The sequence below is a fragment of the Roseibium sp. MMSF_3544 genome, from assembly GCF_030732845.1.
Classification (GTDB): Bacteria; Pseudomonadota; Alphaproteobacteria; order Rhizobiales; family Stappiaceae; genus Roseibium.
This window is the reverse complement of record NZ_JASHKA010000032.1, coordinates 41107-56499: the sequence shown is the minus strand read 5'-3', so window position 1 is coordinate 56499 and position 15393 is coordinate 41107. Positions and strand designations below refer to the sequence as shown.

General features: G+C 58.2%; 18 protein-coding genes. 12 read left to right on the top strand and 6 right to left on the bottom strand.

What is annotated here, in order from left to right; genetic code table 11:
- Positions 1 to 97: 97 nt before the first annotated feature.
- The 3 genes from RBB47_RS28215 to RBB47_RS28205 form a co-directional block, all read right to left on the bottom strand.
- On the bottom strand, positions 98 to 310 hold the full coding sequence (locus RBB47_RS28215; RefSeq protein WP_305989261.1) for a DUF2093 domain-containing protein: 213 nt from the start codon (positions 308 to 310) through the stop codon (positions 98 to 100).
- Positions 311 to 412: 102 nt separating this feature from the next.
- A complete protein-coding gene (locus RBB47_RS28210; RefSeq protein ID WP_305989260.1) occupies positions 413 to 640 on the bottom strand; it encodes a hypothetical protein in 228 nt (75 codons plus the stop codon).
- Entirely contained in the window at positions 637 to 864 is a 228-nt protein-coding gene (locus RBB47_RS28205; protein ID WP_305989259.1) for a hypothetical protein, read from the bottom strand. Before RBB47_RS28205 ends, RBB47_RS28210 begins: the two co-directional genes overlap by 4 nt.
- A gap of 277 nt (positions 865 to 1141) precedes the next feature.
- On the opposite strand from RBB47_RS28205, the gene tldD reads away from it, so the two are divergent.
- From tldD to RBB47_RS28190, 3 genes are all read left to right on the top strand, one after another.
- A complete protein-coding gene (gene tldD, locus RBB47_RS28200) occupies positions 1142 to 2566 on the top strand; it encodes a metalloprotease TldD (protein WP_305989258.1) in 1425 nt (474 codons plus the stop codon).
- Positions 2567 to 2590: 24 nt separating this feature from the next.
- Positions 2591 to 3205 (top strand): HAD family phosphatase, encoded by a 615-nt coding sequence (locus tag RBB47_RS28195; protein ID WP_305989257.1) that lies wholly within the window; start codon positions 2591 to 2593, stop codon positions 3203 to 3205.
- A gap of 341 nt (positions 3206 to 3546) precedes the next feature.
- Positions 3547 to 5337, top strand: a complete 1791-nt coding sequence (locus RBB47_RS28190) for a monovalent cation:proton antiporter-2 (CPA2) family protein (protein WP_305989256.1) — start codon at positions 3547 to 3549, stop codon at positions 5335 to 5337.
- Positions 5338 to 5373: 36 nt separating this feature from the next.
- Here the strand turns inward: RBB47_RS28190 and RBB47_RS28185 are convergent, their stop codons facing one another.
- A complete protein-coding gene (locus tag RBB47_RS28185; RefSeq protein WP_305989266.1) occupies positions 5374 to 5907 on the bottom strand; it encodes an invasion associated locus B family protein in 534 nt (177 codons plus the stop codon).
- 564 nt (positions 5908 to 6471) lie between these two features.
- On the opposite strand from RBB47_RS28185, the gene coxB reads away from it, so the two are divergent.
- The 8 genes from coxB to RBB47_RS28145 all read left to right on the top strand — a co-directional run bounded on the left by coxB (position 6472) and on the right by RBB47_RS28145 (position 13115).
- Complete coding sequence (gene coxB / locus RBB47_RS28180; RefSeq protein WP_305989265.1) at positions 6472 to 7395, top strand: cytochrome c oxidase subunit II; 924 nt, start codon at positions 6472 to 6474, stop codon at positions 7393 to 7395.
- Between the two features lie 76 nt (positions 7396 to 7471).
- Entirely contained in the window at positions 7472 to 9067 is a 1596-nt protein-coding gene (gene ctaD, locus RBB47_RS28175; RefSeq protein WP_305989255.1) for a cytochrome c oxidase subunit I, read from the top strand.
- Between the two features lie 147 nt (positions 9068 to 9214).
- Positions 9215 to 10156 (top strand): heme o synthase, encoded by a 942-nt coding sequence (locus RBB47_RS28170; RefSeq protein WP_305989254.1) that lies wholly within the window; start codon positions 9215 to 9217, stop codon positions 10154 to 10156.
- A complete protein-coding gene (locus tag RBB47_RS28165) occupies positions 10153 to 10317 on the top strand; it encodes a hypothetical protein (RefSeq protein ID WP_305989267.1) in 165 nt (54 codons plus the stop codon). Before RBB47_RS28170 ends, RBB47_RS28165 begins: the two co-directional genes overlap by 4 nt.
- Positions 10318 to 10327: 10 nt before the next feature.
- Positions 10328 to 10933 carry a cytochrome c oxidase assembly protein gene (locus RBB47_RS28160; RefSeq protein WP_305989253.1) on the top strand — a complete coding sequence of 202 codons (606 nt, stop codon included), beginning with the start codon at positions 10328 to 10330 and terminating at the stop codon, positions 10931 to 10933.
- 49 nt (positions 10934 to 10982) lie between these two features.
- Complete coding sequence (locus tag RBB47_RS28155; RefSeq protein WP_305989252.1) at positions 10983 to 11861, top strand: cytochrome c oxidase subunit 3; 879 nt, start codon at positions 10983 to 10985, stop codon at positions 11859 to 11861.
- Between the two features lie 84 nt (positions 11862 to 11945).
- Positions 11946 to 12332, top strand: coding sequence for a DUF983 domain-containing protein (locus tag RBB47_RS28150; protein ID WP_305989251.1), 387 nt, complete (start codon positions 11946 to 11948; stop codon positions 12330 to 12332).
- A 24-nt stretch (positions 12333 to 12356) separates the two neighbouring features.
- Entirely contained in the window at positions 12357 to 13115 is a 759-nt protein-coding gene (locus RBB47_RS28145; protein WP_305989250.1) for an SURF1 family protein, read from the top strand.
- 1 nt (position 13116) lies between these two features.
- Here RBB47_RS28145 and RBB47_RS28140 read toward each other — a convergent pair whose 3' ends face one another.
- Both RBB47_RS28140 and RBB47_RS28135 read right to left on the bottom strand, forming a co-directional pair.
- On the bottom strand, positions 13117 to 13605 hold the full coding sequence (locus RBB47_RS28140) for a peroxiredoxin (protein WP_305989249.1): 489 nt from the start codon (positions 13603 to 13605) through the stop codon (positions 13117 to 13119).
- 136 nt (positions 13606 to 13741) lie between these two features.
- Positions 13742 to 14569: a protein-disulfide reductase DsbD domain-containing protein gene (locus RBB47_RS28135; RefSeq protein WP_305989248.1), complete on the bottom strand. Its 828-nt coding sequence runs from the start codon at positions 14567 to 14569 to the stop codon at positions 13742 to 13744.
- 194 nt (positions 14570 to 14763) lie between these two features.
- Here RBB47_RS28135 and RBB47_RS28130 point away from each other — a divergent pair, with 194 nt between their 5' ends.
- On the top strand, positions 14764 to 15360 hold the full coding sequence (locus RBB47_RS28130; RefSeq protein WP_305989247.1) for a YqgE/AlgH family protein: 597 nt from the start codon (positions 14764 to 14766) through the stop codon (positions 15358 to 15360).
- The last annotated feature ends 33 nt before the right edge of the window (positions 15361 to 15393 follow it).

Below are 15393 nucleotides of genomic sequence, written 5' to 3'. Positions count from 1 at the left end.
CTGCGCTTTCGCTCCTTGCCGCTGGTCAAAACGATCCAAACCAAATTGACTTCATTTATGAGTCCGTACCCTAGAGTGATCAGGTCTGGAGCGCGCCTCAGCGCGTTTCAAGATGCCGCTTCATCGATGCCTTGGCATCGACATAGGCTTCCTGGCGCTCCACTGACCAGTATTTCAGCTCGTCCAGCGGGATAGCGGCTCCGGTGACCGCACAGCGCACAAAGGTTCCCGGCGTCTCGACCTGATAGTCACCATCCAGGTAACGGACGCGGGCTTCGCTTGGAACTCTGGGGTTTTCGTAACGGTTCATGTTGGCCGATGTGCTGTTTTGCTGCGCGAAAAATTGATCCTGTCTTTTACGGCAGATAGCGCATGGCGGGCAAGTCGTCGACCAAATAAACAGCCAACTTATTCAGAACGCTGGTGTCGACCGAGCATCCCGACCAATCAGATAGCGGCAACGCGACATCACGACGGCCCAGTTCGGAAGGTCCTGTTTCAGGCGGGCCATTTCCAGCGCCCGATCCTGTCGGCAGGTTTCTATGTCGGCCCAACGTTTTGCGTTGACCGACATGTCCTCGCAGATCAAGAGATCGGGCTGGCAGGCAACAAGATGCATGGCAACGAGAACCGATTTCACTTTGCTGCCTCACGGTTATCGGTGGCAGCAGTCACCTGTGAGCCGAACTCTACCGAAATCACATTGTCATCGGTCGTTTCGCTTTCGGCGGGTGGACCGGAAACGGAACCGGATTTCGAAATTGCCTCAAGAAGCAGCGGATGGAGACCGTCGCCGCGTGAAGCGGCGATACCGTGGAAGGAATTCAGACCGCCGCCGTCCGGCGCTTTAAAGAAACTGGACATGTACGTTCCTGGTCCGCAGTCGCAAGCTTGCGGCGGTTCTGTTGGAATATTCGGGGATTTGGCTGGGCCGATCGAAAGGTCAGGCTGGCTCGCGGCGCGTAGCCGGGATGATTTAAGTTGAATGTTAAACTCAAGTTAAAATTACCTCAAGTGGATTTTCGGGCTTTTCGTGTGAAAAAATGGCGCGATGCACCTATGTTGAGAGGAACAGCTTTAGCAACGCTGCGCCACGACAGGCGGACGCGCGCTCCGAGCGGGGCGAAAACAGGACAGGCACATGACACTTTCAACAACCGACCTCATTGAAACCTCGGGCCTTGGGCTGGACGCAGCCAAGCGGATTACGCAAGAGGCCCTTTCGGGTGCCGATGACGGGGAGCTGTTTGTCGAATACCGGCAGACAGAGGGACTGGTCTTCGACAATGGACGCCTTAAGGGCGCCAACTACGACACCGCTCAGGGGTTTGGTCTAAGGGCTGTGGCCGGTGAGGCGGCGGGCTACGCGCATGCGGGCGACATTTCTGAAGCCGCGCTGAAACGTGCTGCCGATGCGGTCAGTGCGGTCAGAAAGGGCTATTCCGGAAGCTATGCCGCGGCGCCATCACGCACCAATCAGTCGCTCTATACTGACGCCAATCCACTCGGTGGTCCGAGTTTTGAAGACAAGGTCAAGCTGCTTCAGGAAATTGACGCCTATGCCAGGGCAAAGGATCCGCGTGTGCGACAGGTCACCGCGTCGATCGCCGGCTCCTGGCAAGTCGTGGAGATCCTGCGCGCCGACGGCCATCTTGTACGCGATGTCCGACCGATGGTGCGCCTGTCGATCTCCGTTGTCGCGGGCAATGACGAGCGCCAGGAAAGCGGTTCTTTCGGCTGTGGCGGCCGCGAAGGTTTCGAACGCTTTATCACCATGGAAAACTGGCAGGGCGGGGTGGACGAGGCTCTGCGTCAGGCGCTCGTCAATCTGGAAGCGGTTCCGGCCCCTGCCGGATCCTTCGACGTGGTGCTTGGCCCGGGTTGGCCCGGAATTCTCTTGCACGAGGCGGTCGGTCACGGTCTTGAAGGCGACTTCAATCGCAAGAAGACGTCGGCCTTTGCCGGGCTGATGGGCGAGCGCGTGGCGTCGCCGGGTGTCACGATTGTCGATGACGGTACCATTCCGGACAGGCGCGGCTCGCTTACGGTCGACGATGAGGGAACACCTTCAGGACGCACGGTTCTGATCGAAGACGGCATCCTTACGGGCTACATGCAAGACCGTCAGAATGCGCGGTTGATGGGCATGGAACCGACCGGCAACGGCCGTCGGCAGTCTTTCGCCCATATTCCCATGCCGCGCATGACCAACACTGTTATGATGTCCGGTGACAAGGAACCGGAGGAAATCCTGGCTTCGGTGAAGGACGGGATCTATGCCGTTTCGTTCGGCGGCGGCCAGGTCGACATTACGTCCGGCAAGTTCGTGTTCTCCTGCACCGAGGCCTACAGGGTCGAAAACGGCAAGGTTGGCGCTCCGGTGAAAGGCGCAATGCTGATCGGCAATGGCCCCGACGCGCTGACGCGCGTGACGATGATCGGCAACGATATGAAGCTTGACCCGGGCATGGGTACCTGCGGCAAGCAGGGGCAGGGCGTTCCGGTCGGTGTCGGCCAGCCTTCGATGCGCATCAACGAAATGACGGTCGGCGGTACCGCCGTTTGATTTGAAGCCGGACAGGAACGCCAGATGCCGGATATCAGCTTCGTCGTCTTCGACATGGACCAGGTGCTCTACGACTACGATCACCAGATCCGCCTTGAATTGCTGGAGAAGCTGACCGGTCGGCCCGCGGCTGAGATCGATGCCGCCGTCTGGGGCGGTCCTCACGAGACGAAAGCAGAAGCCGGTTCACCTGACACGGCGGAGGGCTATCTGGCGCAATACGCCGAGTTGCTCGGCTACCCGATCGACTTCGATACCTGGGTGGACATCAGGCGGAAAATGATGCGGGCAAGGCCTGAGGTTCTGGACCTTGCCCGCCGGATCCGTGTGCGGGCGGACATGGCACTTCTGACCAACAACGGCATGATGCTTAAGGCGGCTCTTCCCTTTTGCGCACCCGACATGATCGAGATTTTCGGCGACAAGGCGCATGTGTCTGCAGAGTTCAAGGCCAGAAAGCCGGATCCGGAAATCTACGAGCGTGTCTGTGCCAGATACGGGCACGCTCCTCAGGCCAGCGCGTTCATTGACGACAACCCGGCGAATGTCGCAGGCGCGGTGGAGGCCGGGCTCGTTGGACATGTGTACACGTCAGCCAGTGAGCTCCGCGATTTCCTGAACGAGAATCAGCTGATTTGATTATTGTTGTTTTTGACAAGGTAATTTGCGCTGTTAAGCGACCAGGCTAACTGCTTCACAAGGCTCAAGATATTGTCTTCTTGAAGCAAGGGCAGTTTCCAAGCTCAAGATGTCTCTTGAACCTGTTTCTCAACGCCTTGATCTGCTTTCAATCGGATTGACGGAACGATCTAAAGAATTGGGCTATGTTGCCTGTTACAATCGCTTTTCGACCATCAAAGTTATGCATTTTTAGATTTGTCAAAGTTAACCCGGCCGGATTTTGCTAACATCGAATCATATTCCGGGTTTTGGACGCACCGGAACATATGGACGTTCCTCCGGATGGCAGAGGAGAAGGGATGGCCGCAGAGGGCGCACCTCCGTTTTTTGCTGAATCGATTGTGTTTCTGGCCGCAACCTGCGTTGCCGTGCCCATCGCCAAGCGCCTGGGGCTTGGATCTGTGGTTGGCTATCTTGCAGCGGGCGCGGCAATAGGTCCGCATGGGCTGCAGCTGCTTGGCTCCGGCGAAGATGTTCTTCATGTCGCAGAGCTTGGGGTTGTCCTGTTGCTGTTCGTCATCGGGCTTGAGCTCGACCCCAGCAAACTCTGGCGCATGAAGCGCGACATTTTCGGCCTTGGCACTGCCCAGGTGGTCCTGACCGGGATATGCCTGTTTGCAATTGGGCGTCTGGTTGGCTTGCCGTATCCCACGGCGTTTGTTGCCGGTTTTGGCCTGGCGCTCTCTTCGACTGCGTTTGCCCTTCAGATCCTGCAGGAGCGCGGCCAGTTATCGTCGCCCTACGGGCAACGGGCCTTTGGGATCTTGCTGCTGCAGGACATCGCCATTGTCCCCCTTTTGGCCATGGTGGCCATTCTGGCGCCCGGAGAAGGGCCGTCTACGGCAACGGAAATTGCAAGCGAAGTTCTGATCGTTCTGGGTGCTGTCGCCGCGGTTGTCCTGACGGGCCGCTATCTGATCTCGCCGATCTTTCTGTTTCTTGCAGCGAGCCGCGCACGGGAGGTGATGCTAACGGCGGCGCTTCTGGTGGCGCTTGGCAGCGCGGGGATCATGCATTCTGTCGGTCTCTCCATGGCTCTGGGCGCGTTCCTGGCCGGCGTTCTTCTGGCCGAATCGAGTTTCCGGCATACGCTCGAGGCTGATATCGAGCCTTTCCGGTCGTTGCTGATGGGGCTTTTCTTCGTTGCTGTCGGCATGTCGCTCGATGTGTCCCTGGTGATTGAAAACTGGATGGTTGTGGCCGCCGGCGTAGCGGTGGTCATGGGACTAAAGGGAGTTTTCCTTTGGGGCCTGTCGCGCGGGACAGGCTCGCCAAATTCAGATGCACTGCGTATTGCGGTGACCCTGCCGCAGGGCGGCGAGTTTGCGTTTGTGCTCTTTACGGCTGCCGTCAGCAACAGCCTGCTGACCTATCAAACCGCCAATCTGCTCAACGCGATTGTTATCCTGACGATGCTGCTCACCCCGCTCGCCTGTCTCGGACTGGACAAGCTCGCAACAAGGGTCAAGGCGCGTGGCGTTGAAAATCCTTCGATCGAGACATTCGAGGAGGCAGCGCCGACCGTTCTCGTCATTGGCTTTGGACGCTTCGGCATGGTCGTTGCCCAGATCCTCACCTCCGAGGGCCTGGAAATCACCGCGATCGACAACCGGCCCGACCGCATCGACTACGCCCGCAAGCAGGGCTACAAGGTCTATTACGGCGATGCGACCCGCGCGGACGTCTTGGCCGCGGCAGGGGCCGGAAAGGCTGCGCTTGTCGCCATGTGTGTTGAGAACGACAAGGTGATGGGCAAGGCCATCGACCTGATCCGGGAAGGGTTTCCCGACGCGCAGATTTTCTGCCGGGCGACCGATCGCGCGCACTATCTCGACCTCAGGAGACGCGGCGTGGACTTCCAGATCCGCGAAACCTTTGAGTCGAGCGTGGTCTTCGGCCGCGCCGCGCTGGAAGCGCTCGGAACACCGCTTGACCGGATCGACCAGATTGAAGAGGACGTGCGCGGACGCGACCAGGAACGCATCAACGTGCAGCTTGAGCAAGGACTGTTCGCCGGGTCTGACCGCCTGCACAAGGTAACGCCGCGCAAGAGGGCACCCAAGGATCAACAGGACGCACCCGCAGAGTAACGGGGCGCCTTCGTTAGTGCGGTAGTTTGGGGTGGCTTACGGGAGGGTGTCGAACCCGTCGGAAAAACCGTTCAGCGAAATCGGAATGCCGATGCCTTCTTCCGGCGTCTGGAAAATAATGAAGGTTGCTTGTCCGCCTGCTTTCAGTTTCGTCAGCAGCTCGTCTTCCAAGATGACTTCGGCAATGCAGCCATTCGGCAGGCAGCGGACGAAACCCGCACGGCCGATATCCGCGTTGTCGACGCGCAGGCCGAGACCGGACGGCAACAGCACACCAAGCGGCGCAAGAACCCTCAGGATGCGGGCCTGCTTGTCCGCCGTTTTCAAAATGATCACAGATAGACCGACGTTTTCGCGATCGGACGCCGTCACATTCTGAATGAGAGCGCATTGCTCGCTCGAAGCACCAGGAGGCGTATCGCAGCGCATTTGCCAATCACCATGCGAGGAACGAACTTCCCCCTGCGCTTGTGCCGGCAGATTTGCTTGTGAGAGAGACGCGATCAGGAGCGCTGCGACGGCTCCAAGCCGTGTCGCAGACCGCCGGGACCATCCGGCGCAGCGGGTCATGAAGGACTGCTGTGTGTGATTTGACAAGAAATCCTCCGGTCAATCGTTGTCCGATCCTGCGGGTGCATGGCTGAAGTGGGACAGCCGCCCTGCGAATCATTGTTTAATCCCGGCCAGACATTGCCGCATGACGGCGCGCGTTTCCAGCCTGACCAGGGTTCGGCCCGACGATTAGCCTCAATTTTTGTCGAAAATCAGCGTGTCGTTGACTTGCGTCAATCGGACAACCGCTTCCACTGGCTGTGAAAAGTTGGAAATTCCGTTGCAGCATGGCGTTTCTTGTGGTTTTTGTGCGGCATGAAGGTGTCGTTGGGATGATGCGGCAGATCGCCGCTCTGCCCGATTGTAACCATCGCCCTTAAAAGGGATTTATGGTTATAGTCCGGTCATCCAATTGTCTGACCCGATACGCGGTGCCGGCAGATAAAGGCTTGCGAAGTGGCGACAAGCCCGTTACTGCCCGACCCGATTGGGCCGGATGTTAGGGCCGGAATGTATGCATGTGCCGTTATGTAACGGCTGAGGGAAGGGAGCGCGGACGTGAAGGCAATCTTCAAGCGTCTCATGACAATGGCCGGTATGGCGGCCGCTTTTGCCGGAGTGTCCACTGCGGCCCTGGCAGCGGAATCGGGGATGTCGAACTGGCAGCTTGGCTTTCAGGCCTCGGTTTCCGAGGTGATGGACTACATCAGTTGGTTCAACAACTTCACTTTGATTATCATTACGGTGATCACACTGTTCGTTCTGGCTCTGCTGGTCATCTGCATGGTGAAATTCAGCGCCAAGGCGAACCCGGTGCCCTCGCGCACCTCGCACAACACGATGATCGAGGTCGTCTGGACCGTTGTTCCCATCCTGATCCTGGTGGTGATCGCGATCCCGTCCTTCCGGTTGCTCTACAAGCAGCTGGACATTCCCGAATACGAAATGACGATCAAGGCCATCGGATATCAGTGGTACTGGGGCTACGAGTACACTGACGAGAACATGGGCGAGCTTTATTTCGACTCCTACATGGTCGGAGATGCGCTCGATCCGGAAGCCGACCTCCAGGCCAGGCAGGAAGTTGCCGCTGAGCGGGGCGTTACGGTCAATGAAGTTCCGCGCCTTTTGGCCGTCGACTATGACCTCGTTGTCCCGGTCGACACGACGGTTCGTCTCCAGGTGACCGCCGAAGACGTGATCCATGCCTTCGCGATGCCGTCCATGGGGCTCAAGATCGACGCTATCCCGGGACGCTTGAACGAAACGTGGTTCAATGCACGCGAGGAAGGCGTCTACTACGGCCAGTGTTCTGAGCTTTGCGGCATCAACCATGCCTTTATGCCGATTGCCATTCGGGTCGTTTCCAAGGATCAGTTCCAGACTTGGGCGAGTGCTGCCCAGGAAGATCTGGATACGGCGAACCAGCAGCTGATGGCCTCCATCAATGCGGAAAAGAAGCTTGCTGAAGGCAGCAACGAAGACATTTCTGTCGCCGCGAAATAACGCGGCGACTTTCATTTGTCCGGCAACGCGCGATTGGACGCGGCGCTGCTGAAGGTAGGTAAAGAGGGAGCCTCAAATGGCTGCGAGCGAAGCACATGCGGCACATGACCATCCTTACGGATGGCGGCGGTGGGTCTATTCGACCAACCACAAGGATATCGGCTTGTTGTATCTCGGGTTCGCGATCTTTGCAGGGATCGTGGGCGGTGCACTCAGTGTCGGTATGCGGATGGAGCTGCAGGAACCCGGGATGCAGATCTTCAGCAACCCGCACATGTTCAACGTCTTCACCACCGCACACGGCCTGATCATGATCTTCTTCATGGTCATGCCGGCCATGATCGGCGGCTATGCGAACTATTTCGTTCCAATCCAGATCGGTGCGCCTGACATGGCGTTTCCGCGGATGAACAACATTTCGTTCTGGCTGCTTCCTCCGGCGTTTCTGCTTCTGATTTTGTCGCTGTTTGTTGAAGGACCTCCGGGAGGCAACGGCGTCGGTGGCGGCTGGACGATCTACCCGCCGCTGTCCACAACGGCGCAGCCGGGTCCTGCCATGGATCTTGCGATCCTGTCGCTTCACATCGCAGGTGCTTCGTCCATTCTTGGTGCGATCAACTTCATCACGACGATCTTCAACATGCGTGCGCCGGGCATGACCTTGCACAAGATGCCTTTGTTCGCATGGTCGGTTCTGATCACCGCATTCCTGCTCCTGCTGTCTCTGCCGGTTCTCGCAGGCGCTATCACCATGCTCCTGACGGACCGCAACTTCGGCACCACTTTCTTCACGCCTTCCGGCGGCGGTGACCCGATCCTGTTCCAGCACCTGTTCTGGTTCTTCGGTCACCCGGAAGTGTACATTCTGATTCTTCCGGGCTTCGGCATCGTCAGCCACATCATCTCGACCTTCGCCCGCAAGCCGATTTTCGGATACCTCGGCATGGCCTATGCCATGGTCGCCATCGGCGTGGTCGGTTTCATCGTGTGGGCGCACCACATGTACACCGTCGGCATGTCCACCGAGACCCAGGCTTACTTCGTCGCGGCAACGATGGTGATCGCGGTTCCAACCGGCGTTAAGATCTTCTCCTGGATCGCCACAATGTGGGGCGGCTCCATCGAGTTCAAGACACCGATGGTCTGGGCAATCGGCTTCATTTTCCTGTTCACCGTGGGTGGTGTGACAGGGGTGCAGCTGGCGAACGCCGGTCTCGACCGCGCCTTCCATGACACCTACTATGTTGTGGCCCACTTCCACTACGTTCTGTCTCTGGGTGCCGTGTTCGCGATTTTTGCGGGCTGGTACTACTGGTTCCCGAAGATGTTCGGGTACATGTACAACGAGACGATTGGTAAGGCCCATTTCTGGATTACCTTCATCGGTGTGAACCTGGTGTTCTTCCCGCAGCACTTCCTCGGACTGAACGGCATGCCACGTCGCTATGCCGACTATCCGGATGCGCTGGCAGGCTGGAACTTTGTGTCCTCTATCGGATCCTACATCTCCGCCTTCGCGGTTCTGGTGTTCCTCTACGGTATCTATGAGGCCTACGCCAAGAAGCGCGTTGCCGGAAACAATCCGTGGGGCGAAGGTGCAACGACTCTGGAGTGGACACTGTCTTCTCCGCCGCCGTTCCACCAGTTCGAAACCCTGCCGCGGATCAAGTAATCCGCGGACGGAGGCCGCGCCTCCGCTCGAGATCAGCACCGCGCCGGCGCCCGGCGCGGTGCTCCTTTAACGAGAAATGCCGGGCCCGGAACTGGGTCAGCCGCCAGTGGGTGGCACATCGGCAAACGGAATATGAAGGACGCGCCCATGTCGCTCGTCGAGCGCCAGGATACGATCAGTCAGGACAGCGCCGTCTGGGACGGCGGAATGGGGTCAGTGGGCGACTACGTCTCGCTTCTGAAGCCGCGCGTGATGTCCCTCGTCATCTTCACCGCATTTGTCGGAATGATGCTGGCCCCCGGGGCCCTTCATCCGGTTATTGGTGCGGTCGCGATCCTGTGTATCGCCATCGGTGCCGGCGCCTCCGGGGCGCTGAACATGTGGTACGACGCCGATATCGACGAAGTCATGTCGCGCACGCGAAAGCGTGCGATCCCTGCTGGCAAGATCACCCGTGAGGAAGCCTTTGCATTCGGTATGACGCTGTCGATTGGTTCCGTCGTCACGCTCGGACTGCTGGTGAACTGGTTTGCGGGCGCCTTTCTGGCCTTCACGATCTTCTTCTATGTCGTCGTCTACACAATGTGGCTGAAGCGGGCGACACCGCAGAATATCGTGATTGGTGGCGCCGCCGGCGCTTTTCCACCCATGATCGGATGGGCCTCCGTGACCGGCTCGGTCAGCCTTGAGAGCTTCGTGCTCTTTCTGATCATCTTCATGTGGACGCCACCCCATTTCTGGGCGCTGTCCCTCTTCAAGAGCGGGGACTATCGTGACGCGGGCGTTCCGATGCTGCCTGTTGTCGCCGGGGAAACAAACACCCGCCACCAAATTCTGGCCTATTCGCTTCTGCTGGCGCCGATCGGTGTAGCACCCTACCTGCTTGGCTATGCGAGCCCGGTCTACGGTGTCGCCGCCGCGTTGCTGGGAGCGGCTTTCGTGGCGCTTGCTGCCGATGTCTGGCGCAAGCGTGAAGGCGATGTCGCCCGCAAGGCCTGCGTCAATCTGTTCAAATTCTCGATCTTCTATCTGTTCATGCTCTTTGCCATTCTGCTTGCCGAAAGCCTGATTGCAGGAGTGCTTGCATGATGGCGGAAGATCAACAGGGCGTCAGGTTGACGCCTGAGCAACAGAAGAAGCGGCGTTCGCGCTCGATTGCAATTGCGGTCGTGTTGCTGGCACTGGTGGTGCTGTTTTACGTGGTCACAATCGTCAAATTGGGACCGGGTATCATGGACAGGGCTTTATAGGGAAACGCGCGTGAGCAACGAGCAGGACAGACCGGACATTTCGAAGAGCAACCGCAAGGTCGCGGTCGTTTGCGTGAGCGTCTTTGGCCTGATGATCGGAGCAGCCTACGCGGCTGTGCCGCTCTACGACCTGTTTTGCCGCGTAACGGGTTTCGGCGGCACCACGCAGGTTGCCGACAGTGAAAGTGATTATGTCATCGACCGGGTGGTGACCATCCGATTTGACGGCAACGTCAATCGCAGCTTGCCCTGGGATTTCAAGCCGGAGCAACGGTCGGTCACCTTGAAAATGGGCGAAAGCGGACAGCTTGCCTATGTCGCGACAAATATCGGGTCCGAAGCGAATGTCGGAACCTCGACCTACAACGTCTGGCCGCCGAGCGCCGGCGCCTACTTCAACAAGCTGGATTGTTTCTGCTTTACCGAGCAACCGCTTGAGGCTGGACAATCCGTCGAAATGCCGGTCGTCTTCTTTGTCGATCCGGAAATGGACAAGGATCCTGAGCTGAAACACGTGAAGGAAATCACTTTGTCGTATACGTTCTTCCCGGTGGAAGAACCGGAAAAACCTGTTGCAGCACGGGCCGAGGCGCCTGCTGCTGAAACGAATTTGTGAGCGATTGCGCTGAACGCGCATGAAATGACTGTGTTTGGGGAGCTTGCCGATGGCTGAGGCACATACCAAAAACCACGATTACCACCTTGTGGAGCCAAGTCCCTGGCCCTTCATCGGGTCGATCGGCGCGTTTATTCTGGCGATTGGTGCAATCGCGTGGATGAAGTACGCATCGGGCAACTCCTTCGATCTGTTCGGCATCAATTTTGCCAACGCAGGCTGGGGCCTGTTCGCCGTCGGTCTGCTGGTGGTTCTTTACGTGATGTACGGGTGGTGGAGCGACACCATCAAGGAGTCGCAGGAAGGCTACCATACACCGGTTGTTTCGCTTCATCTGCGCTACGGCATGCTGCTGTTCATCGCCTCTGAGGTGATGTTCTTCGTGGCCTGGTTCTGGGCTTACTTTGACGCAGCGCTGTTTGCCGGCGAAGCCATCCAGTTCAGCCGTGTGGAAGCAACCGGCGGACACTGGCCGCCGGATGGCATTCTGACCTTTGATCCCTGGCATCTGCCGCTTCTCAACACGCTGATCCTGCTTTGCTCGGGCACCACCGTGACCTGGGCGCACCACGCGTTGCTGCACAATGACAGGGAAGGCCTGAAATGGGGCCTCACCCTCACCGTGCTGCTCGGCCTCTTGTTCTCGATCATTCAGGGCTATGAATACGGTGTCGCTGCCTTCTCGTTCTCCGGCAACATTTACGGCGCAACGTTCTTCATGGCGACCGGTTTCCACGGCTTCCATGTGATCATCGGAACAATATTCCTGCTGGTCTGCCTGCTCAGAGCAATGGCTGGACAGTTCACACAGGAAAAGCATTTCGGTTTCGAAGCCGCCGCCTGGTACTGGCACTTCGTTGACGTCGTTTGGCTGTTCCTGTTTGTCGCCATTTATATCTGGGGCGCAGGCACACCCGCGGCGCACTAGGTCGATCGGATACTCCAAAGTCTCAAGCGCCCGGTCTGCCAGACGGACCGGGCGCTTTGGTTTTCAGGCCCGGAAGTAGGAAACATGGAAGACAAGGCGCACTTTCCTCCCGTCAATCCGGTTTCTGCGGGCTTGGCAGGCAAATGTCCCCGGTGCGGGCAGGGCAGGCTTTTCGACGGGTTCTTGAGCGTCAGGTCTTCCTGTTCGGCCTGTGGGCTGGACTATTCCTTTGCAGACAGCGGGGACGGACCTGCCGTCTTTGTCATCATGATCGTGGGGTTCATCGTTGTCGGACTGGTCCTGTTTGTCGAACTGTCCTTCCAACCGCCGATTTGGCTGCATCTCTTGCTGTGGCTGCCCCTGACCGTCGTTCTTGCCGCCTCGGTTCTGCGCCCGCTAAAGGGCCTTATGATTGCACTGCAGTTCAGGCATCAGGCCGAAGAGGGCCGCCTGGACGATTCGGACGGCTAGCAAGCAAAAGAGAATGACCAGCACATGGGCGGACTGAAGAAGCTTCTTATTCCTGCGATCGCAGCCGCTGTCGGTCTCATCATCCTGTTGAATCTCGGGTTCTGGCAACTCAACCGGCTCGAATGGAAAACGAACCTCATCGCGCAGGTTGAAGCCGGTGTTCTAAAGCCGCCGGTCGAAGCGCCCGGTCCCGACACGTGGCAGGAAATTGGCGAAACCGATGATTACCGGCACGTGAAAGTGACGGGCGAATTCCTGGATGGCAATACGTTCTACTATACCGCGCTGTCCGACCCTCAAGGGCGGGCCAGTGGTCCGGGCCTTATGGTCTACGCGCCGGTTCGAACAACGGACGGATGGATCCTGCTCGTCAACCGGGGGTTCTTGCCGCAAGGTCTGGCCGATCCCGCCCGCGACGCAGCGCTCGAGACGCCGGAGGGGACGATCGAATTGACCGGTTTGCTGAGGTTGAGCGAAAAGCCGAACTGGACGACACCATCTCCTGACGCGTCTGACAAAATATGGTTTGCGCGCGATACCGGTGCGATGGGGAACATGTTGGGATTGGATGCCGGAACGCTGGCGCCTTACAGCATCGATCTTGATGCAGATTTCACACCCACGTCAGGATTGCCACAGGCCGGGGAGACCATCGTGCGTTTCAAGAACGATCATCTCGGCTATGCACTGACCTGGTTCGGGCTTGCTGCCACGCTCGTTGGCGTGTTCCTGACCTACGCGGCCAGTATGCTCTGGCCGCGTAATCGCAAAGAGGCTGACTAAATCAGCCGAGCGCTTCCAGAACCGCTGCAGCACCGGTCTTGGTTGCGTCGCTGGGGGCATCTTCAACGGCCAGGAATGTTACTTCGCCATCCTTGGCGATCAGTGCAAACCGCTGGGACCGCAAGTGGCCGAAGATCGGTGCCGGACCAAGTCCAAGTCCGAGCGCGTCGACAAAGTCGGCGCCGGTATCGGCAAGAAACGTGATCTTGCCGCCCGTGTTGGATGCCTTTTCCCATGCATCCATGACGAACACGTCGTTGACCGAAACTACCGCAATGTCATCGACGCCTTTGCCCTTCAGCGTCTCGCTGTGCTCGACAAACCCCGGAAGATGGTTCATGTGGCAGGTCGGCGTGAACGCGCCGGGAACGCCAAACAGCACCAGTGTCTTGCCGCCGGTCAGGTCGCTCAACGACATCTCTCCGGGCCCGTCGCTGGTCATGGTCTTGAAAGTTGCGTCCGGAAGACGGTCCCCAACCTTGATTGTCATATCGAATGTCCTTTTGCTGGATGGCAGAATGAAGAACTCGCCGGAAGCAAAAATAGGGCAGAGCTGGTCCGCCGTCGAGTGGTCCGGACGCGAATACCTACGTTTTGGATGGCAGTGAATTGAACCGGATCGACCTTCAGGGCTTCTTGCTGATCCAGTCGGCCGGAATGGCTTCCAGATGTTCGATAGCCTCGCCACCCGATGTCAGGACCAGTCTCAACTGATCATCGTCATCCGTGCGTGCAAGCCCCTTTTTCGACAGGTGCCACACGGCCTTGTCGCCCGATTTATCTTTGAGCTGCGGCAGTCCGATAAAGGAGCCTTCCGGTGCGGCCGCAAAGAGATCGGCGTCGGAGCCGCCCGCAACAGAGGTTTCAATGACAATGTTGCCGGACCCGTCAGAGGAAACGGAACTGACCTTGAGCGTATCGTGCGCCCCGGAGTGAGGCACCGCATCAAGGTCGCGCCGGATCAATCTGGCAGACAGCGTGTCCTCACTGGCCCGGGGATCAAAGTCGAGCGCCAAAATGGCTTCACCCGGCACGCAGATATCCTTGCAGATACCGAAGAACACCTCGATTTCGAGCCTGGCTTCCTGATCCGGCGACTGCGGTTCGACCCGGAAGGGCAGAACGATGCCATCATGATAAACGATCGATTGCGAAAACCCGTCGTCGTAGCGCTCAGGTGCCGGATAAAGGATTTCAAGCGCCTTCAGGTTTTCAGATCCGGTGACGGAAATCTGCGGCGGTATGCCAGCTTCGCCAGGATAGCGCCAATAGGTGTGCCATCCGCGCTCCATGAGGAATTCGAGTCCTGCAAGGTAGTGACCGTCCTGCAGAACGTCCGACGATATCAGGCGTACCGCGCCTCCCTGGACCTCCACCCAGTCGGTCATTTCCGCACGGCCAGGGGAAAGGGCGCTCAAAAGCAAAACGAGTGAGATGACAAGGGTTCTGATCATGGGCCCAGTGCTACACGAGTTTGTTGCAGCCGTCATGAGGCTGTCTGCTCTGAGAGGGTCATTTCCTCGTGACGGACGCGTTACGGTAATGTGAGATGAGAGCCGGCTTTGAACGGAAACAGACATTAACAAAGCTTCTTAAAGGCGGTATGCTTTCCTTTGATCGAGCGCGTCAATCACCTATTGAGGTACGCATGGCAGGAGTCGAAGAAACAGACTCTCTTGAAGGACAGTTTCTGATTGCGATGCCGAGCATGGCAGACAGCCGGTTCGAACACTCCGTGATTTATTTGTGCTCACATTCCGACCAGGGGGCCATGGGTCTGGTGGTCAATCAGGTCGCAAGGCATCTTTCCCTAGAAGAACTGCTCATCCAGCTCGATATCGTGAACGACGAAGGCTCGATCCGTTTGCCGGAAAGCGTCCGCGACATGAATGTTCACAAGGGCGGGCCGGTCGAGGTCGAACGCGGTTTCGTGCTTCATAGCGACGATTTCATGCTGAACCAGTCTACATTGACGATCGACAACGGTATCTGCCTGACCGCGACGCTGGAAATTTTGCGCGCGCTCGCACAAGGTGATGGTCCGGCACAGGCGATCCTTGCTCTCGGGTATGCCGGATGGGCTCCCGGACAATTGGAAAACGAAATCCAGTCAAACGGCTGGCTGACGGCGCCCGCAGATCCGGAAATCCTGTTCGATCCCGACTTCGACGCCAAGTGGCATCGCGCGCTCGGATCCTTGGGCATAGATCCGGCCATGCTCTATTCCGATGCGGGTCACGCCTGATTTTTGCGAGCGCCGTTGTCCTGGCGCTGCTCC